The sequence below is a fragment of the Humitalea sp. 24SJ18S-53 genome (genome assembly GCF_050632385.1).
Taxonomy (GTDB): domain Bacteria; phylum Pseudomonadota; class Alphaproteobacteria; order Acetobacterales; family Acetobacteraceae; genus Humitalea.
This window is the reverse complement of record NZ_CP192599.1, coordinates 1,727,776-1,744,837: the sequence shown is the minus strand read 5'-3', so window position 1 is coordinate 1,744,837 and position 17,062 is coordinate 1,727,776. Positions and strand designations below refer to the sequence as shown.

The window sequence follows — 17,062 nt, the reverse complement described above, 5'->3', positions numbered from 1 at the left end:
GTGACACACCCCGTCCCCGGCAAAACGCGCCCATGTCCCTGAAACCCATCCTGGCGCGCCTGGCCGCCGGCGAGCGCCTGGCCGAGTCCGAGGCCGAGCACGCCTTTGGCATCATCATGGCGGGCGAAGCCACGCCCGCGCAGATCGCCGGGCTGCTGATGGCCATGCGCGTGCGGGGTGAGACGGTGGCCGAAATGACCGGCGCGGTCCGCGCGATGCGCGCCCGCATGACCGGGATCGAGGCGCCGCCGGACGCCATCGACGTGGTCGGCACCGGGGGGGATTCGGCCGGCACGCTGAATATCTCCACCGCCGCGGCCCTGGTCGTGGCCGGGGCCGGCGTGCCGGTCGCCAAGCACGGCAACCGGGCGCTATCGTCCAAATCCGGGGCGGCGGATGCGATGACCGCCCTTGGCGTCACCCTGGATGTGCCGATCGAGCGGCTGCCGCAGGTGCTGGCCAGCGCGGGGATGGTCTTCCTCATGGCGCCCCGCCACCACGCCGCCCTGCGCCATGCGGCCGGGCCACGGGTGGAACTGGGCACGCGGACCATCTTCAACCTGCTGGGGCCGATGGCCAATCCGGCGCGGGTGACGCGCCAGATGACCGGCGCCTTTGCCCCGGAATGGCTGCGGCCGATGGCGGAGACCCTGCTGCGGCTGGGCACGACATCGGCCTGGCTGGTGCATGGCCAGGGGCTGGACGAATTGACCATCGCCGGGCCGTCGCAGGTGGTCGCCATCCGCGACGGGCTGCTGCACGAATTCAGCGTCTCGCCGGAGGATGCCGGCCTGCCGCGCGCGCCCGCCAGCACGCTGAAGGGCGGCGACCCGGCGGAGAATGCCGCGGCTCTGCTCGCCCTGTTGGAAGGCGCGCGCACCCCCTATCGTGACTGCGTGGTGCTGAACGCCGCCGCCGCCCTGGTCGTCGCCGGCCGTGCCGCCGACCTGCGGGAGGGGGCGGTGCTGGCGGCGCAGAGCCTGGACAGCGGTGCCGCGATGAACGTGCTCGACCGATTGAAGACCGCCACCGCCCCCCTCACCGCGCCAGCAGGCTGACCATGCCCGACATCTTGACCTACGACCTGCATGCGGACGTCCCGGATGTCCTGAAGCGCATCCTGGCCGACAAGGCGAAGGAGGTGGCGCTGCGTGCCGCCGCCATGCCGCAGTCGGCCGTCGAATCCGCTGCGCGCCACGCGCCGAAGATCCGCGATTTCGTCGGCGCCTTGTGCGAGCGGCTATCGGATGGGCGGATCGGGCTGATCGCCGAGATCAAGAAGGCCTCGCCCTCCGGCGGGCTGATCCGCGACCCGTTCGAGCCCGCGGCGCTGGCAAAAGCCTACCAGGCCGGTGGGGCCGCCTGCCTGTCGGTGCTGACCGACGGCCCCTGGTTCCAAGGCTCGGTCGAGGATCTGGTCGCCGCCCGCGCCGCCTGCACCCTGCCCGTGCTGCGCAAGGACTTCATGATCTCGCCCTGGCAGGTGTTCGAGGCCCGGGCGATGGGGGCCGATTGCGTGCTGCTGATCATGGCGGCGCTGACCGACGAACAGGCGCGCGAGTTGGAAGCCGTCGCCCGCAGCCTGGACATGGCGGTGCTGGCCGAAGTGCATGACGAGCGTGAGCTGGAACGCGCCCTTGGCCTGGAAACCCGGCTGATCGGGGTGAACAACCGCAACCTGCGGACCCTGGTGACCGACCTTGCCACCACCGAGCGCCTGGCCCCGCTGGTGCCGCCCGAACGCCTGCCGGTCGCCGAATCCGGGATGCGCGGCCCGGCCGATGTGCGCCGCATGGCCGATGCCGGCGCCCGCTGCATCCTGGTCGGCGAACATCTGTTGCGCGAGGCCGATGTCGAAGCCGCCGCCCGCGCGATGGTCGAGGCAGCGTGACCCTGACGCATTTCGACGCCGCCGGCCGGGCGGCGATGGTCGATGTGTCGGACAAGCCGCCGACCGCCCGCATCGCCACGGCCCGCGGCCGGGTGGTGATGCTGCCCGCCACCCTGGCGTTGGTCGAGGCTGGGCGCGCCGGCAAGGGCGATGTGCTGGGCGTCGCCCGCCTGGCCGGCATCATGGCCGCCAAGCGCACCGCCGACTTGATCCCGCTGTGCCACCCGCTGGCGCTGTCCAAGGTGACCGTGGACCTGGTGACCGTGGCCCCCGATGCGGTCGAGATCGAGGCGACCGTAAAGACCACCGGCCCGACGGGCGTGGAGATGGAGGCGCTGACCGCCGTCTCCGTCGCCGCGCTGACCGTCTATGACATGCTGAAGGCCGCCGACCGCGCCATGCGGATCGAGGATGTTCGCGTGGTCCACAAGGCAGGCGGGCGGTCCGGCGAATACAATGCCGCCTGAGCCCATGCTGTCGGTCGAGGCAGCGCGGGCGAAAATCCTGGCCGCCCTGTCGCCGCTGCCGGCCGAGGTCGTGGCGCTGCATGAGGCGGCCGGGCGCGTGCTGGCCAGCGCCGTGGTGGCGCGGCTGACCCAGCCGCCGGCGGATGTCTCGGCGATGGACGGGTATGCCCTGCGCGCCGCCGATGCGGTGCCTGGCGCGGCGCTGGCGGTGATCGGCGCGGCCCCGGCCGGGCATCCTTTTGCGGGCACGGTTGGTCCGGGTCAGGCCGTGCGGATTTTTACCGGCGGCTTCATCCCGGCAGGCACCGATGCGCTGCTGTTGCAGGAGGATGCCGAGGAGGCCGATGGCCATGTCATGGCGCGCGAACAGCCCCGCGCCGGGCGTTGGGTGCGGCCCGCGGGGCTGGATTTTTCGGCTGGCGACACCTTGCTGGCCCCGGGCCGGCGGCTGACCGCCCGCGACATCGGTCTGGCGGCCGCGGCCAACCATCCCTGGCTTGCGGTGCGTCGCGCGGCCAGAATCGCGATCCTGGCGACGGGGGATGAGATCGCCCTGCCCGGCGAACCGCTGCCGCCCGGGGGCATCGTGTCGTCCAACGCCCATGCGCTGGCGGCGGTGTGCCGCGCCATGGGGGCGGTGCCGAGCATCCTGCCGATCGCCGCCGACACCGCCGACGCCTTTGCCGGCATGGCCGAGACGGTGCGCGGCCACGACCTGCTGGTGACCACCGGGGGGGCGAGCGTCGGCGCGCATGACCTGGTGCAATCGGCCCTGGCGCCCGAAGGCTTCGAACGCGGTTTCTGGCGCATCGCCATGCGGCCGGGCAAGCCGCTGATCTGGGGGCGCCTGGGGTCCGTGCCGCTGCTGGGGCTGCCGGGCAATCCGGTCTCGGCCCTGGTTTGCGCCGTGCTGTTCCTGATGCCCGCGCTGCGGCGGATGGGTGGTGAGGCCGCGACCGACCCGGTGTTCCAGCCCGCCATCGCCGGGGTCGACCTGGCCGAGAATGACGGGCGGGAAGACTACCTGCGCTGCGCCCTGGCGCGCGACGACGCGGGCCGCCTGGTCGCGACGCCGGCGGCCAAGCAGGACAGTTCGATGCTGCGCACCCTGGCCGGTGCCGATGGGCTGCTGCGCCGCGCGGTGCGGGCGCCGGCGCTGGCGGCGGGGGCCGCGGTCGAGGTGATCGACCTGGGCGCCCTTGGCGTTTGATTCACTGTTGCGAATCAAGCCCCTGGCCTGTGGAAAACGGTTGACGGGCGATTTGGAACCTTCCTAGAACATCGGCACAGGTTGCCGCTTTGTTCGCGGCGATTCGCCTTTCGGGAGATGTCCGCGCCTATGCTGACCCGCAAGCAGCACGAATTGCTGATCTTCATCGACCGCCACCTGGCCATGACCGGCTATTCGCCGTCGTTCGAGGAGATGAAGGCGGCACTGTCGCTGAAATCCAAGTCCGGCATCCATCGCCTGATCACGGCGCTGGAGGAACGTGGCTTCCTGCGCCGCCGCGCCCATCGCGCCCGGGCGCTGGAGGTCATCCGCGTGCCGGAAAGCCGGACGCAGAGCGGCACGCCCGACCTGACGGTTGTGCCGCCCGATGGCGTGGGCTTCACCCCCAATGTCATCCGCGGCAATTTTGCCCCCAACCTGCCGGGGGCGGCGCGCGCGGCGAATGACGCGGCGGCGGTGTCGTTGCCGCTCTATGGCCGCATCGCCGCGGGCCAGCCGATCGAGGCGCTGCGCGACAGCGGCAGCACGATCGAGGTGCCGAGCGCGATGCTCTCGGGCGGCGAACACTATGCGCTGGAAGTCTCCGGCGATTCGATGATCGACGTCGGCATCCTGGATGGCGACAAGGTGATCATCCGCCGCGGCGATACGGCAGAGAACGGCGCCATCGTGGTGGCGCTGGTGGATGAGAACGAGGTGACCCTGAAGCGCCTGCGCCGGCGCGGCAATTCGATCGCGCTGGAAGCGGCGAACCCGCGGTATGAGACGCGGATTTTTGGGCCGGATCGGGTGCGGGTGCAGGGGCGGCTGGTGGGGTTGGTCAGGACGTACTGACCGCTACCCTTCCTCGGCCATCGGCAGCAGGGACGGTCGCGGCAGCGGCCGCCCCGGCACCCAGGGGCGGTCGCCGCGATAATCGCGGTCGCTGACCACCCGCGCGCCATCCGGCGCCAGCCACACGGCATGGGCGCCGTCGCGCCAGACGGAAAACCGGTCCACCACCTGGCTGCCGTCGCAGCGTCCGCGCATCGGTTCGGGCGCGATGACCACCGCCGCGATGCCGCAGACGCCGGGGGGTGGTGGTAGCCGGTCGGGATAGACCCCGGCGCGGGCCGCGCCACGGACGGGGGGGGCCGGGCGGACCAACACCGCCTCGGCCCCGCCCGGCGTCGCGCGCAACCGGCACAGATCGGTGGTGCAGGCCAATAACCCGCCAGCGGCGTCGCTGGCGGGCAGTTCGGCGGCGGTGTCCTCGCCAAAGCCGCGCAGCCAGATGTCGCGCACCATCCGGCTGGCGCCGGCGGCGCGCCAGACAAAGACCTCTCCATCGGCGCGCAGGGCCACTTGGCGGGCATCGGCCGCGACCAGCACATCGGGCGGCCGCACGACATAGGCGGACAGCAGCCCGGCCAGGATGAAGGGCACGCCCCAAAGCCGCGCCGGCCGCTTCCACAGGCACAGCCAACAGAACCCGGCCGACAGCACCGCCAGCCCAGCCACCGGCGGCGGCTGGGCGACCAGCGCGGCCCCCGGCCAGGCGGCGACGCCATGGGCGACCCAGAGGATCGCCTCCACCCCCCAGCCCATCGGGACCAGGGCGATGCCTTCCAATCCGAAGGGCATCAACAGCAGCGCCAGCATCCCCGCCGGCATCACCAATACCGAGGTGATCGGCACCGCCAGCGCATTCGCCGCGACGCCAAACACCTGCAGCCGGCCAAAGTGATACAGGCCGAAGGGGGTGGTCGCGGCGCCGGCCAGCACCGAGGTCAGCATCAACCCTGCCACCACCAGCAGCCCCCGCCGCCACCAGGCGCCATCGCCGCGCCACAGCGCGATCCGCCCGCGCAGGGCCTCATACCCCGCGATCAGGGCGAGCACGGCGGCGAAACTCATCTGGAAGGACGGGCCCAGCACCGCCGCCGGATTGACCAGCATCACCGCCACCGCCGCCACGGCCAGGACCCGCAGCGAGATCGCCCGGCGCCCCAGCATGACCCCCAATGTCACCAGCGCCGCCATGGCGAAGGAGCGCAGCATCGGCACCTGGAACCCAGTCAGGACCAGGTAGCCAGCCCCCGCCGCCAGCGCCACGACGGAGGCCACCGGCTTGCCCGGCACCCGCAGCGCCAGCCAGGGCACCGAGGCGATGCCGAAGCGCGCGAGCCAGAAGGACAGGCCCATCACGATGCCGATATGCAGGCCGGAGACGGACAGCAGATGGGCCAGCCCGGAATCCCGCATGGCGGTCAGGTCGGCGGCCGGGATGGCGCTCTGCCCGCCCGTCAGCAGGGCGCCGGCGATCGCGCCGGTGGCGCCGGGCAAGGCGGCGGTGACGCGCGCCTCGATGCTGGCGCGCAGCCCGGCGAGAGGTGGGGCGGCGCCATCGCCGGGGGTGACCTCGGCCGGGCCGATGCCGAAGCCCGACCCCGCCTGCCCGGCGAAGAAGGCGGCGCGCTGGAAATCCCAGGCCCCCGGAAAGGCCGGCGGCGCGGGCGGGCGGACCAGGGCGCGCAGGGTGATCGTGTCCCCCGGCGCCGGACGGGCGGCGTCGCCGGCGCGCAGGCGGATGCGCAAGGAGCGCGGGATGGGATGGCCGCCATCGAGGCGGGCCTCGGCCAGGGTGACGCGACGCCCCTCGGGCAGCAGATCGACCGCCTGCACGATACCGGTGACGAGGGTGGCCCGCGTCGGCAGCGACACGACCGGCGCGGCCCGGCCCGCGTGCCACAGCGCCACGGCGAAGCCCAAGGTCCCGGCAGCGAGCAGCCCGATGCCCAGGGCCGCCAGCGGCGCGCGGCGCAGCAGCAGGACGGCCGCGGCCAGGAACGGCACCGGCAGCCAGACCCAGCGCGGATCGGGTTCGCTGGCCGCGGCGAAGTAGGCCAGCACCCCCGCCCCCATCGCGACCGCGAGGAATGGCGGCAGGTCGCGCCAGGATTCAGCCAGCGCCAACCGCACCGCTTCCGGCCAGCGCGCGGCCGGGCCGGCCAAAACCTGGCTCAGGCGCGCGCCCCGCTAGGCCACGCGGCATCGCGCGTGCTACGGCCGCGCGACAATGCCTGGACTTTCGTGACACACGCCATGACCATCCGCACCCGCTTTGCCCCCTCGCCCACCGGCTACCTGCACATCGGCGGCGCCCGCACCGCCTTGTTCAACTACCTGTTTTCCCGCCACCACGGTGGGCAATTCCTGCTGCGGATCGAGGATACAGACAAGGCGCGCAGCACCGATGCCGCCGTCAAGCAGATCCTGGAAAGCCTGGACTGGCTGGGGCTGAACCCCGACGAACCGCCGGTGCTGCAATCGAGCCGCGAAGCCCGCCATGCGGAGGTCGCCCGCGAATTGCTGGCCAGCGGCCACGCCTACGAAGCCTATGACACGGCCGAGGAACTGGCCGCGATGCGCGCCGCCGCCGAGGCGGAAAAACGCTCCTTCCGCTACGACGGCCGCCGCTGGCGCGATGGCACCGCGACGCCGCCCCTCGGCATCGCCCCGGTCATCCGCATCAAGGCGCCGCTGACCGGCGAGATGCATGTGCCCGACCTGGTCCAGGGCGATGTCCGCGTCGGCTACACCGAATTGGACGACCTGATCATCCTGCGGTCCGACGGGTCGCCGACCTATCTGCATGCGGTCGTGGTGGACGACCACGACATGGGGATCACCCATGTCATCCGCGGCGACGACCACCTGACCAATACCTTCCGTCAATGCCTGATCTATGACGCGATGGGCTGGAAGCGGCCGGAGTTCGCGCATATCCCGCTGATCCATGGGGCCGATGGGGCGAAGCTGTCCAAGCGGCACGGCGCGGTGTCTGTGCTGGATTTCCGCACCCAGGGGCTGCTGCCGGAGGCGGTGTGCAACTACCTGCTGCGCCTCGGCTGGGGTCATGGGGATGAGGAGTTCCTGACCCGCGAGCGGGCGATCGACCTGTTCGACCTGCCGGGTGTCGGGCGGGCGGCGTCGCGGATGGATTATGCCAAGCTCAGCCACCTGAACGGGCTGTGGATGCGGCAGACCGCGCCGGAACGCTTGACCGCAGAGGTGGTCGGCAGGCTGGGGCTGGGCACCGCATCGCCCGCCGCGGCCCGGGTCGCGGCCTTGGTGCCGGACCTCGCACCACGCGCCAGGAACCTCGTGGAACTTGCTGAACAGGCACGTTTTGTGGTCGACATGCCCGCGATGGATGCCAAGGCCGCCGCAGCCCTGGATGCGACCGCCCGCACCCGTCTGCCGGCCTTGGCCGAGGCCCTGGCCGCGACCGACTGGAGCCGCGAGGCGCTGGAAACCACGCTGCGGGCACAGGCCGACATCCTCGGGATCAAGCTGAAGGATCTGGCGCAACCCCTTCGCGCTGCTTTGACCGGCAGCCTGCAAAGCCCGCCCCTGGATGCGACCCTGGTCGCGCTGGGGCGGGAGGAAAGCCTGGCCCGCATCGAAGCGGCGCTGGCCGCATGACCCTCGTCGGCGCGGCGCTGGAGAGCATCCTCTGGAGCCTGGTCGCGCCGGCGATCTTCATCCCCGCCATCGTGCTTGGCTGGTTGGCACGCGGCTTCTGGGTCGTCATTTTCGGCGCGGTGGTCATCGCGGGGGCGAATATCGTCATGTCGCTGGCGGAGACCCTGCCCCGGGGCGCCGAAAGGGTCTTCTGGCTGGCGCCCCTTGGCGTCGTGGCCCCGCTGGTCATCGGCAGCGCCGTGTTCCTGCTGCGCCGCTGGCTGACATCCCGCGACCAGGCCGCCCCCGGCAGCATCGGGCCGCGCCTGGTGCGCTGCCTGATCGGGCTGGTGCTGGGCGGGGTGATCGGCTTCGGCATCGGGCTGGGGGTGGGCCTCGCCGTGATCGTGATCGGCGGGGTCGCCAACCAGGCGGGCGGCGCAAGCGCCCTGGTGGTCTTCGTCTTTGTGTTTCCGGGCATCCTGATCGGGATGATCGTCGGGGCCATCATCGGCTGGGTCCGGTCCCGCCGCGTGTGAGCGGCCGGTTAGGAAAGTTCTGAAGTATTGGGAAGTTGTGCCGTGGAGAGGGCTTCGCCCCCTCCATACCTCCCCCACCAAGGGGCCGTGGCCCCTTGGAACCCACGCGATTTGGTAAAACAAAGGGAGGGGCTTCATTGGCGGTTCATTCGCCGGTGTTGTGACATGCCCCTCCCTTTATTTTACCAATACATTGCGCCGATCCAGGGGGCGGCGCCCCCTGGCGGGGAGAGTTTGAGAGGGGCAAAGCCCCTTTCAAAGCGCAACTTACCAATACTCGGCACCCTGCCCCATCGCCACCCCGATCCCGGCCAGCACGTCCTCGGCCAGCACGCCAGGCCCGGTTGGGGCCGCGGCGCCGTGGACCCAGGCCGCGGCGCAGGTGGCCTCGAAGGGCGGCATTCCCTGGGCCAGGAAGCCCGCGATGATGCCGGCCAGCACGTCGCCGGCGCCGGCGGTGGCGAGGGAGGGTGGTGCGTTGTCGTTGATCGCGGCGCGCCCGTCGGGGGCGGCGATGATGGTATCCGCGCCTTTCAGCAGCACCACGGCGCCGGTCGCGGCGGCGGCGGCGCGGACGGCGGCGATCTTGTCGGCATTCGGGTCGCCGAACACGCGCAAGAATTCGCCGGCATGGGGCGTCAGCACGGCGAAGCCGGCCAGGGTCGCGGGCTGACCCGAGGCGGCGGCGAAGAGGGAGGCGTCGCCGACGACCTGGCGCCCGGCCGCGACCAGGGTTTGGGCGCGCGCCAGGGTTTCGGGCGTCGCCGGCAGGCCGGGCCCGACCACCCAGACGCGGTGCCGGGGGTCGTCGGACGGACCATCGGCGACCAGCAGCCCTGGTTCGCAGCCGCGCAGGAGGGTGGCGATGGTGGGGTTGGGGGCCTCGATCGCGACCAGCCCAGCGCCGGCGCGGCGGGCGGCGGCGGCGGCCAGGCGGGCGGCGCCGGGCATGGTGGGGCCGGCGAGGATGGTCACGTGTCCGCGGGCGTATTTGTGGGATTCGGGGCCGGGCGTCGGCAGGCGCCAGAGCCAGGGACCGTTGCGCCAGAGGCGCGGGGGCGGACCGACGGCCGGCATGCCGATATCGGCCAGGACCAGATCGCCGCACAGCGCCCGTCCTGGCAGCAGCAGGTGGCCAGGCTTGCGGCGCCAGAAGGTGACGGTCAGTGCGGCGGGGCGGACGGCCCCCAGCGCCCGCCCGGTCAGGCCGCAGAGGCCGGAGGGCACATCCACCGCCACCACCGGCCCGCTGGCGGCGGCCAGGACGGCGGCGACCTCCGGCGCCAGGGGGCGGGTCAGCCCGGCGCCGAAGACGGCATCGACCAGGATTTTGGCGCGGGCGGCCTCGGCGGGGGTGAAGGGGAGGATGGGGCCGCGGTAGCGGGCGGCGGCCTCGGCGGCGGCGGTGCCGGGGCGTGGCGGGGCCAGGGCCGCGACCGCGACCGGCCAGCCGGCCTGGTCCAAAAGCCGCGCCGCGACCCAGCCATCGCCACCATTGTTGCCGGGCCCGGCGAGCACCAGCGTCGGCGCGGGCCGAAAGCGGGCGCGGATGGCGCGGGCCACGGCGCGGCCGGCGGCGGCCATCAGGGTTTCGATGGGCACGCCGGCCAGGACGGCGGCGGCATCGGCCAGGGCGGTTTCGGCCGGGGTCGCCAGGAACTCGATGTCGGGGTGTGGCGTTTTCATGCGGGCAGCATAATCGGATTGCCGCCCCTCCCGCTGCGGGGTGGTCGCGCCTAATGTTCTTTGGAAGAATTGGAGGATCCGACATGTCACGAGAACGCCCCGCGACGGAACGCAGCCTGAACGAGCTGTACCGCGACGACCCGGAACGCGCCGATGCGCTGGCCTGGGGGCGCCGGGGTGCGTTGAAGGGGGCTGCCCTGGCCAGCATGGGTGCGGCGCTCGGCGCCAGCATGCCCTTTGGCGGCAAGCTGCCCACCGGCGTGATCCCGGCGGCCTTGGCCCAGGCGCCGGCGGCGGCCCCGGCCGTGCTGCGGATGGATGGCAAGGCGCCGCTGATCGTGCTGGGCGAACGCCCGCTGGTCGCGGAAACGCCGGAGACCATGCTGGATGACGCGGTCACCCCGACCGACAAGATGTTCATCCGCAACAACGGCCAGATCCCCACGCCCTTCGCCGGCGACCCGAAGACCTGGCGGCTGAAGATCGACGGCGAGGTGAACACCCCGCTGGACCTCACGGTCGGCGATCTCGAAGCCCGCTTCCCGCTGGTCACCATGCAGTTGCAGTTGGAATGCGGCGGCAATGGCCGGTCGGCGTTCAGCCCGGAAACCCGCGGCAACCAATGGGGCAATGGCGCGATCAGCAACGCCGCCTGGACCGGCGTGCGGCTGCGCGATGTGCTGGCGGCGGCGGGGCTCAAGGACACCGCCCGCTTCACCGGTCAATCCGGCGCCGATCCGCATTTGTCGGGGGCGACGGACCGCGCGTCGATCAGCCGCGGCATGCCGATCGCCAAGGCGCTGGACGAGGATACGCTGATCTGCACCCGCCTGAACGGTGCCGCGATCCCCAATATCCACGGCTTCCCCTTGCGCCTGGTGGCGCCGGGCTGGCCGGCCAGCCTGAGCCCGAAGTGGTTCAACCACATGGTGCTGCTGCCGGTGCCGCATACCGGCCAGGGCATGGGCGGGACGTCGTATCGGCTTCCGGTGAACCCGATCGTGCCGGGGTCGAACAATGATGGCGCGAGTTTCGCCGACATGACGTCGATGCCGGTCCGCTCGGTGCTGACCAACATCGCCCATGGCAGCCGGCTGCCGGCGGGGACGCGGGCGCTGGACCTGCGGGGCGCCGCCTGGGCCGGGGACCTGACGGTGGGGGCGGTGCATGCATCGGTCGATTTTGGCGCGACATGGGTGCCGATGACGGTCGCGGCCCCGGCCAACCGCCACGCCTGGCAGCGTTGGGAAGGCCGCGTCACCCTGCCCTCGGATGGGTATTTCGAGGTCTGGTACCGCGCGACCGACAGCCAGGGTCGGATGCAGCCGCATCTGGCGGCGAACTGGAACCCGCAGGGCTACGGGGCCAACCCAATCAGCCGCGCCGCCGTGCTGGTGGGCTGATCCGGCATGCGATTGACGCTGACAGGGGTGGTGATCGGGTTCCTGATCGCCACCACGGTGGGGCTTTTTGGCCAGAAGGCGGGGTTTTGGGGGCGGCCGACGGTCAGGGTCGTGGCGGTGGCGCCGGTGGTTGCGCCTCCGGTGCCTGCGCCGGTCGCGGTTCCCGCCCCGGCCCCGGTGCCTGCGCCAGTGGCGGCCCCCGCACCGGTCCCGGTGGCCGCACCCGCGCCCGCCCCGGTCGTCGCCGCCGCCGCCCCATCCGCCCCCCCCACCGGTGAGGAAACCGTCGATATCCTGCCCGAGGGCCCGGGGCGCGAAGAGACCTTCTTGGCCTGCACCGCCTGCCACTCCACGGCATTGATCCGGCGTTCCGGCTTCAACCGCGAGTCCTGGGATGGGCTGATGGACTGGATGGTGGAGAAGCAGGCGATGAACCCGCTGGATCCGGACATGCGCCGCGTGATCGTGGACTACCTGGCGGCCAGTTTCCCGCCCCGCTCAGCGCCGCGAGGGCGCGGCAATCCCTTCGCGACGCAGTAGCAGGCTGTCGAATAGAGGGGAGGTTGCGCCGTGGAGAGGGCTTCGCCCCCTCCACACCACCCCCACCAGGGGCCGCCCCCCTGGACCGGCACGATGTATTGGTAAAATAAAGGGAGGGGCATGTCGCAACATCGGCGAATGAACTGCCGATGAAGCCCCTCCCTTTATTTTACCAAATCGCGTGGGTTCCAAGAGGCCACTGCCCCTTGGTGGGGAGAGTTTGAGAGGGGCGAAGCCCCTTTCAAAGCGCCACCCCCATGTCTTCAGCCCGACCGCGCCCGCATCGTTGCACGGGTCGCGCCGAATTCGGCTGACGCGATCAGGCGCCGTCGCAGTGTCGCCATGTCGTCGTGCTGTGCCGCGTGCCATTCGGCGACGGCGTCGCTTTCGCAGTCGCGGCCCAGGATGAAGCGATAGGCGATCCGCACGTCCTCCGCCGTCAGCGCCGGCGGCGGCGGCCGCCCCAGCACGTGTTCGCGCAGGAACGCGCGCGCGCGTCCAACCGCCGGCGGCGCCACCCCGCCCCAGGCCGCGGGGCCGGCGCGGCCATAGGCGACGTAGGAAGCCTCAAGCATCGCAGGCAGGGTGAAGTCACGCCCGTAGACCGAGAAATCCAGCCCGCCCGGGCAGCCCAGCCGCCGCGCGAGTTCGGGATAGACCGGCCACCGGCAGCATTCGACGAAATCATCCCGCGGCACCGGGGCGTCGCGCGGCGCGATCCCGGCGCGCAGCAAGGCCGACCGTGCGATCGCGAACAACACCGCCAGCTTCGGGTGGTTGGGCGAATGCATGAACTCCGCCGGCGCATCGGCGGTGATCTCGTCGAAATCATACCCCTTCGGTGCCAGCCAGCTGCTGGCGAAGGCGCGGTCATGCGCGAAGGTGTCGAAATACCCCAGGGCGGCATAGGTGAAGCCGTTGAACAGCCGCAGCAGGCGCGCGACCGGCACGCCCTCGATGAAGCCGGCCATCGCCAGCGCGGAGTGATACGGGCCCATCGGGCCGATGGGGGCGCCGCTGCCCTCCGGCACCAGCACCACCCTGTCCGGATGGAAGCCGCGAAACACAAAGGCCGGCAGGATGATCGCGCGGCGCGCCCGTGGTGCGAGGTGCTCGGTCGCGAGCGGTCCGAACGGCCCGTTCTCGATCGGTTGGGTGAACAGCACGTCGCAGGACGCCAAGGCATCGGCGAAGCCGGCCAGATCGCCGTGCTTGTCGTTGGTGTCGAGCCGCACGACGACGCGATCCGCCTGCGGCGCCAGCACCGCGAAGCTGGTGGCGAAGCCGGCCGCCTGACAATTCCCCAGCACGCCGATCCGCAAATCCAAGGTCTCCAGCAGCCGGCGAAACTGGCGGCCATGCCCCAGGTGGTCAAGGCGGGTGCGGCTGGATCCGGATCGGGTGCAACAGCGGCCGTGCTGATCCGGATCAAGGACAGCCGCCCGCCGGCGCGCCACAGATCATGCCGTCGGTCCACGCCGGAACAGCCCGGCAAAGGCCGTGGAGCATGGTCCGGATCGGCGGGATCGCCGCGGCGGTGAACCATGCCAGCAGCAAGGGTTGGGCCGTTCCCGCCTGACGGCGCACGGCCTGGCCGAAGGGAGGATTTCGAGATGCCCCTTTGCCGGAACACCCCGAACCGTGCCGCGCAACGCCGCGGCGGGCGGCACGCATGACGGGCGCAAGCACGGAATGGATCGTCATCGCCGATGGCGAACACGCGCGCTTCCTGACCCGGACAGCGCATGGGGCGTTCCACACCTTCAAGACCCTGGAATCGGAAACCGCCGGCCTGCGATCATCGGATTTGACCAGCGACGAACCGGGCCGCGCTTTCGAAAGCGGGGATGTCGCGCGCCACGCCATCGCCCCGCGTGAGGATCCGCATCTGCGGGAGAAGCATCGCTTCGCCGCCCTGGTCGCGGCGCATGTGAATGCAGCGGCGGGGGCCGGGCTGTTCGGCCGCCTGGTGCTGGTCGCCCCGATCCGCACGATGACCACGCTGGACAGCGAACTCGACGAACCGGCGTCGACGCGCGTGACCCATCGCATCCGCAAGGACCTGACGAAGGTGCCGGACGGCGACCTGGCGCCGCATCTGCCGCCCTGGCCGGCGGGATAAAGGCTGCGCGCGGGGGTTCGCGTCACTCCGGGCTTCGCCCGGCATGGCGCAGCCCCTAGCATGGCGGTTCGCCGCCGGAGTCGCAGCCATGGCCTTCGTGATCGCCGTCGCCCAGCGCAAGGGCGGCGCGGGCAAATCCACCATCGGGGCCAACCTCGCCACCGCGCTCGCCGAGACAGGTGAGAAGGTGACGCTGCTGGACACCGACCCGCAGGCATCGCTGACCCGCTGGCATGCGGAACGCAGCGCCAATGCTTCGTCCCGCCGCCTGCCGCTGGTGTTCGAGACCTTGTCCGGCTGGCGCGTCGCCCAGGCGATCGACCGCCAGAAGCGCGGCCCGGGCTTTGTCGTGATCGACACGCCGCCGCATGCGGACACGGATGCGCGCAACGCGATCCGCGCCGCCGACCTGGTGCTGGTGCCGTTGCAGCCATCCGCCGCCGATCTGTGGGCGATGGATGCGACCTTGGAGGTGACGGTCGCGGAGCGTCGGCCGGTGATCGTGATGCTCAATCGCCTGCCGGCCTCGGGCAAGCTGCGCGACCAGATCGCGGCGGAGGTCGCGCGTCGTGGGCTGCCGCTGCTGTCGGGCGCCTTCGGCAACCGCACCGCTTTCGCCGCGGCCTTCGCCCTGGGGCTGGGGGCGGTGGAACACGCGCCCAAGGGGGCGGCGGCGAGTGAGGCGCGGGCGCTGGCGGAAGCCATCGCAAGAGAATCGAAATGAAGGAAATCGCATGATCACGGGTCCACTCGCCTTCGCCCTGCATGTCCTGGGGGCGGTGCTCTGGGTCGGCGGCATGGTCTTCGCCATCGTCGTGCTGCGCCCCGCCTTGGGGCTGCTGGCGCCGGCCGACCGGCTGGCGCTGCTGGGGCGCACGCATAAAAAATTCTTCCTGATCGTGTGGCATGCGATGCCGATCACCATCGCCTCCGGCTACGCGCTGATGCTGACCTGGTATGGCGGTTTCGCCGGGGCCGCGTGGCATGTGCACCTGATGCACCTGACCGGGCTGATCATGGCCGGGGTATTCCTGGCGATCTTCTTCGGGCCGTGGCGGGCGATGCGCACGGCACTGGCGGCCGGGGTGCTGCCGGATGCCGCCGCCGCCAACGACCGCATCCGCCAGATGGTCACGGTGAACATGGCGCTTGGCCTGCTGACGGTGGCCGTCGCCGCCTGGGGACGATTTGGCGGGTGATCGTCGTCGAAACCCCGGGCGGGCCGGCTGAAGCCGAAATCCTGGCCGGCCTGATCGCGCACAATGCCGAAGCGACCGGCAGCGGCCAGCGGCATCCCTTGCTGCTGGCGCTGCGGGATGATGCCGGGGCGCTGATCGGCGGGTTGAAGGCCGAGGTGGTGCACGGCTGGCTGTTCGTGGACAACCTTTGGATCGCCGCCGCCGGGCGCGGCCGGGGCCAGGGCGCCGCCCTGATGGCCAGGGCCGAAGCCGCGGGACGTGCGTTGGGCGCGGTCGGTGGGCATCTGTACACCAGCACCTTCCAGGCGCCGGGCTTCTACGAAAAGCTGGGCTATCGGGAGATCGGGCGCCTGCAAGGCCGGCCGGCCGGGCATGACCGGATTTGGATGGCGAAGCGCTGGGGCTGATCCCGGTGCCCCCCGCAAAACTGCGGCCTCGGCATTCGCGCCATGCGCGTATGGGCGGTGGCGGTCGCCACTTTTCGCCCCACATGTGACGCGCGGCGATCGCGCCGCGACATGGCCGATGCCTGCGCACCACCCGGAGCCTGAAGCATGAGCACGAATTCCGACTACACGCCCGACAAGGTCTGGGCCTGGAACAAGGCCAATGGCGGCCGCTTCGCGAACATCAACCGCCCGATCGCCGGGCCGACGCATGACAAGGAACTCCCGGTCGGGCGCCATCCCCTGCAGCTCTATTCGCTGGGGACGCCGAATGGCGTGAAGGTCACGATCATGCTGGAGGAGCTTCTGGCCCTCGGCCACCAGGGCGCCGAATACGATGCCTGGCTGATCAGGATCGGCGAAGGGGATCAGTTCGGCAGCGGCTTCGTCGCCATCAATCCCAATTCGAAGATACCGGCCCTGATGGACCGCAGCGGGCCGAAGCCGATCCGGGTCTTCGAATCCGGCGCGATCCTGATGCACCTGGCGGAGAAGTTCGGCGCCTTCCTGCCGGTGGAACCCGCCGCGCGCGCCGAATGCCTGTCGTGGCTGTTCTGGCAGATGGGCAGCGCGCCCTACCTGGGCGGGGGCTTCGGCCATTTCTACGCCTATGCGCCGACCAAGATGGAATACCCGATCGACCGCTTCACGATGGAGGTGAAGCGCCAGTTGGACGTGCTGGACCGCCGCCTGGCCGAAAGCCCCTACCTGGCCGGCGACGACTACACGATCGCCGATATCGCCGTCTGGCCCTGGTATGGCGGGTTGGTGAACGGCTGGCTCTACGGTGCCGCGGAGTTCCTGAAGGTCGAGGACTATACCCACGTCCGGCGCTGGGCCGATGCGATCGGCGCCCGGCCGGCCGTGCAACGCGGGCGCATGGTCAACCGTGTCAGCGGCGATCCGTCGAGCCAGTTGCACGAGCGGCATGAGGCCAGCGATTTCGCGACGAAGACCCAGGACAAGCTGGCCGAAGTGAGCTGAGGAACGGGAATCCCGCCCCCGTCTTTCCCTCCAGCACCGGCCGTGCTGTGACCGCGCCGGCCCGGATGGGCGACCACGCGGCCGGCCGGCGCGCCGGGGGAAACGCCA

The 17,062-nt window shown here is 71.3% G+C and carries 17 protein-coding genes; 14 read left to right on the top strand and 3 right to left on the bottom strand.

Going from position 1 to position 17,062, the window contains the following annotated elements; genetic code table 11:
* The first annotated feature begins 32 nt into the window (after positions 1-32).
* From trpD to lexA, 5 genes are all read left to right on the top strand, one after another.
* The gene (trpD, locus tag ACQW02_RS08455; protein ID WP_431284827.1) at positions 33-1,058 is read left to right on the top strand and encodes an anthranilate phosphoribosyltransferase; all 1,026 of its coding nucleotides are present in this window, start codon (positions 33-35) and stop codon (positions 1,056-1,058) included.
* A 2-nt stretch (positions 1,059-1,060) separates the two neighbouring features.
* The gene (gene trpC / locus ACQW02_RS08450) at positions 1,061-1,891 is read left to right on the top strand and encodes an indole-3-glycerol phosphate synthase TrpC (protein ID WP_431284826.1); all 831 of its coding nucleotides are present in this window, start codon (positions 1,061-1,063) and stop codon (positions 1,889-1,891) included.
* Positions 1,892-1,926: 35 nt separating this feature from the next.
* A complete protein-coding gene (gene moaC / locus ACQW02_RS08445; RefSeq protein WP_431285879.1) occupies positions 1,927-2,358 on the top strand; it encodes a cyclic pyranopterin monophosphate synthase MoaC in 432 nt (143 codons plus the stop codon).
* 4 nt (positions 2,359-2,362) lie between these two features.
* The gene (locus tag ACQW02_RS08440; protein WP_431285878.1) at positions 2,363-3,568 is read left to right on the top strand and encodes a molybdopterin molybdotransferase MoeA; all 1,206 of its coding nucleotides are present in this window, start codon (positions 2,363-2,365) and stop codon (positions 3,566-3,568) included.
* 129 nt (positions 3,569-3,697) lie between these two features.
* Positions 3,698-4,423 carry a transcriptional repressor LexA gene (lexA, locus tag ACQW02_RS08435; protein ID WP_431284825.1) on the top strand — a complete coding sequence of 242 codons (726 nt, stop codon included), beginning with the start codon at positions 3,698-3,700 and terminating at the stop codon, positions 4,421-4,423.
* Between the two features lie 3 nt (positions 4,424-4,426).
* Here lexA and ACQW02_RS08430 read toward each other — a convergent pair whose 3' ends face one another.
* Positions 4,427-6,583 (bottom strand): ComEC/Rec2 family competence protein, encoded by a 2,157-nt coding sequence (locus tag ACQW02_RS08430; protein WP_431284824.1) that lies wholly within the window; start codon positions 6,581-6,583, stop codon positions 4,427-4,429.
* Between the two features lie 90 nt (positions 6,584-6,673).
* Between ACQW02_RS08430 and gltX the strand changes: the two genes are divergently transcribed.
* Together gltX and ACQW02_RS08420 are read left to right on the top strand one after the other, a co-directional pair.
* Positions 6,674-8,056 carry a glutamate--tRNA ligase gene (gene gltX, locus ACQW02_RS08425; protein ID WP_431284823.1) on the top strand — a complete coding sequence of 461 codons (1,383 nt, stop codon included), beginning with the start codon at positions 6,674-6,676 and terminating at the stop codon, positions 8,054-8,056.
* Positions 8,053-8,574 carry a hypothetical protein gene (locus tag ACQW02_RS08420; protein WP_431284822.1) on the top strand — a complete coding sequence of 174 codons (522 nt, stop codon included), beginning with the start codon at positions 8,053-8,055 and terminating at the stop codon, positions 8,572-8,574. Before gltX ends, ACQW02_RS08420 begins: the two co-directional genes overlap by 4 nt.
* Positions 8,575-8,841: 267 nt before the next feature.
* Here ACQW02_RS08420 and ACQW02_RS08415 read toward each other — a convergent pair whose 3' ends face one another.
* Entirely contained in the window at positions 8,842-10,260 is a 1,419-nt protein-coding gene (locus tag ACQW02_RS08415; protein ID WP_431284821.1) for an NAD(P)H-hydrate dehydratase, read from the bottom strand.
* 83 nt (positions 10,261-10,343) lie between these two features.
* On the opposite strand from ACQW02_RS08415, the gene ACQW02_RS08410 reads away from it, so the two are divergent.
* Together ACQW02_RS08410 and ACQW02_RS08405 are read left to right on the top strand one after the other, a co-directional pair.
* Positions 10,344-11,663, top strand: coding sequence for a sulfite oxidase (locus tag ACQW02_RS08410; RefSeq protein ID WP_431284820.1), 1,320 nt, complete (start codon positions 10,344-10,346; stop codon positions 11,661-11,663).
* Positions 11,664-11,669: 6 nt separating this feature from the next.
* Positions 11,670-12,203, top strand: a complete 534-nt coding sequence (locus ACQW02_RS08405; RefSeq protein ID WP_431284819.1) for a hypothetical protein — start codon at positions 11,670-11,672, stop codon at positions 12,201-12,203.
* Between the two features lie 263 nt (positions 12,204-12,466).
* Here the strand turns inward: ACQW02_RS08405 and ACQW02_RS08400 are convergent, their stop codons facing one another.
* Entirely contained in the window at positions 12,467-13,531 is a 1,065-nt protein-coding gene (locus ACQW02_RS08400) for a WcbI family polysaccharide biosynthesis putative acetyltransferase (protein WP_431284818.1), read from the bottom strand.
* 344 nt (positions 13,532-13,875) lie between these two features.
* On the opposite strand from ACQW02_RS08400, the gene ACQW02_RS08395 reads away from it, so the two are divergent.
* The 5 genes from ACQW02_RS08395 (at position 13,876) to yghU (ending at position 16,954) form a co-directional block, all read left to right on the top strand.
* A complete protein-coding gene (locus ACQW02_RS08395; protein ID WP_431284817.1) occupies positions 13,876-14,325 on the top strand; it encodes a host attachment protein in 450 nt (149 codons plus the stop codon).
* 88 nt (positions 14,326-14,413) lie between these two features.
* On the top strand, positions 14,414-15,049 hold the full coding sequence (gene parA, locus ACQW02_RS08390) for a ParA family partition ATPase (protein ID WP_431284816.1): 636 nt from the start codon (positions 14,414-14,416) through the stop codon (positions 15,047-15,049).
* A gap of 10 nt (positions 15,050-15,059) precedes the next feature.
* Positions 15,060-15,524, top strand: a complete 465-nt coding sequence (locus ACQW02_RS08385) for a CopD family protein (protein WP_431284815.1) — start codon at positions 15,060-15,062, stop codon at positions 15,522-15,524.
* Positions 15,521-15,931: a GNAT family N-acetyltransferase gene (locus ACQW02_RS08380; protein WP_431284814.1), complete on the top strand. Its 411-nt coding sequence runs from the start codon at positions 15,521-15,523 to the stop codon at positions 15,929-15,931. The genes ACQW02_RS08385 and ACQW02_RS08380 overlap by 4 nt, the downstream gene beginning before the upstream one ends.
* A gap of 147 nt (positions 15,932-16,078) precedes the next feature.
* Positions 16,079-16,954, top strand: coding sequence for a glutathione-dependent disulfide-bond oxidoreductase (yghU, locus tag ACQW02_RS08375; protein WP_431284813.1), 876 nt, complete (start codon positions 16,079-16,081; stop codon positions 16,952-16,954).
* The last annotated feature ends 108 nt before the right edge of the window (positions 16,955-17,062 follow it).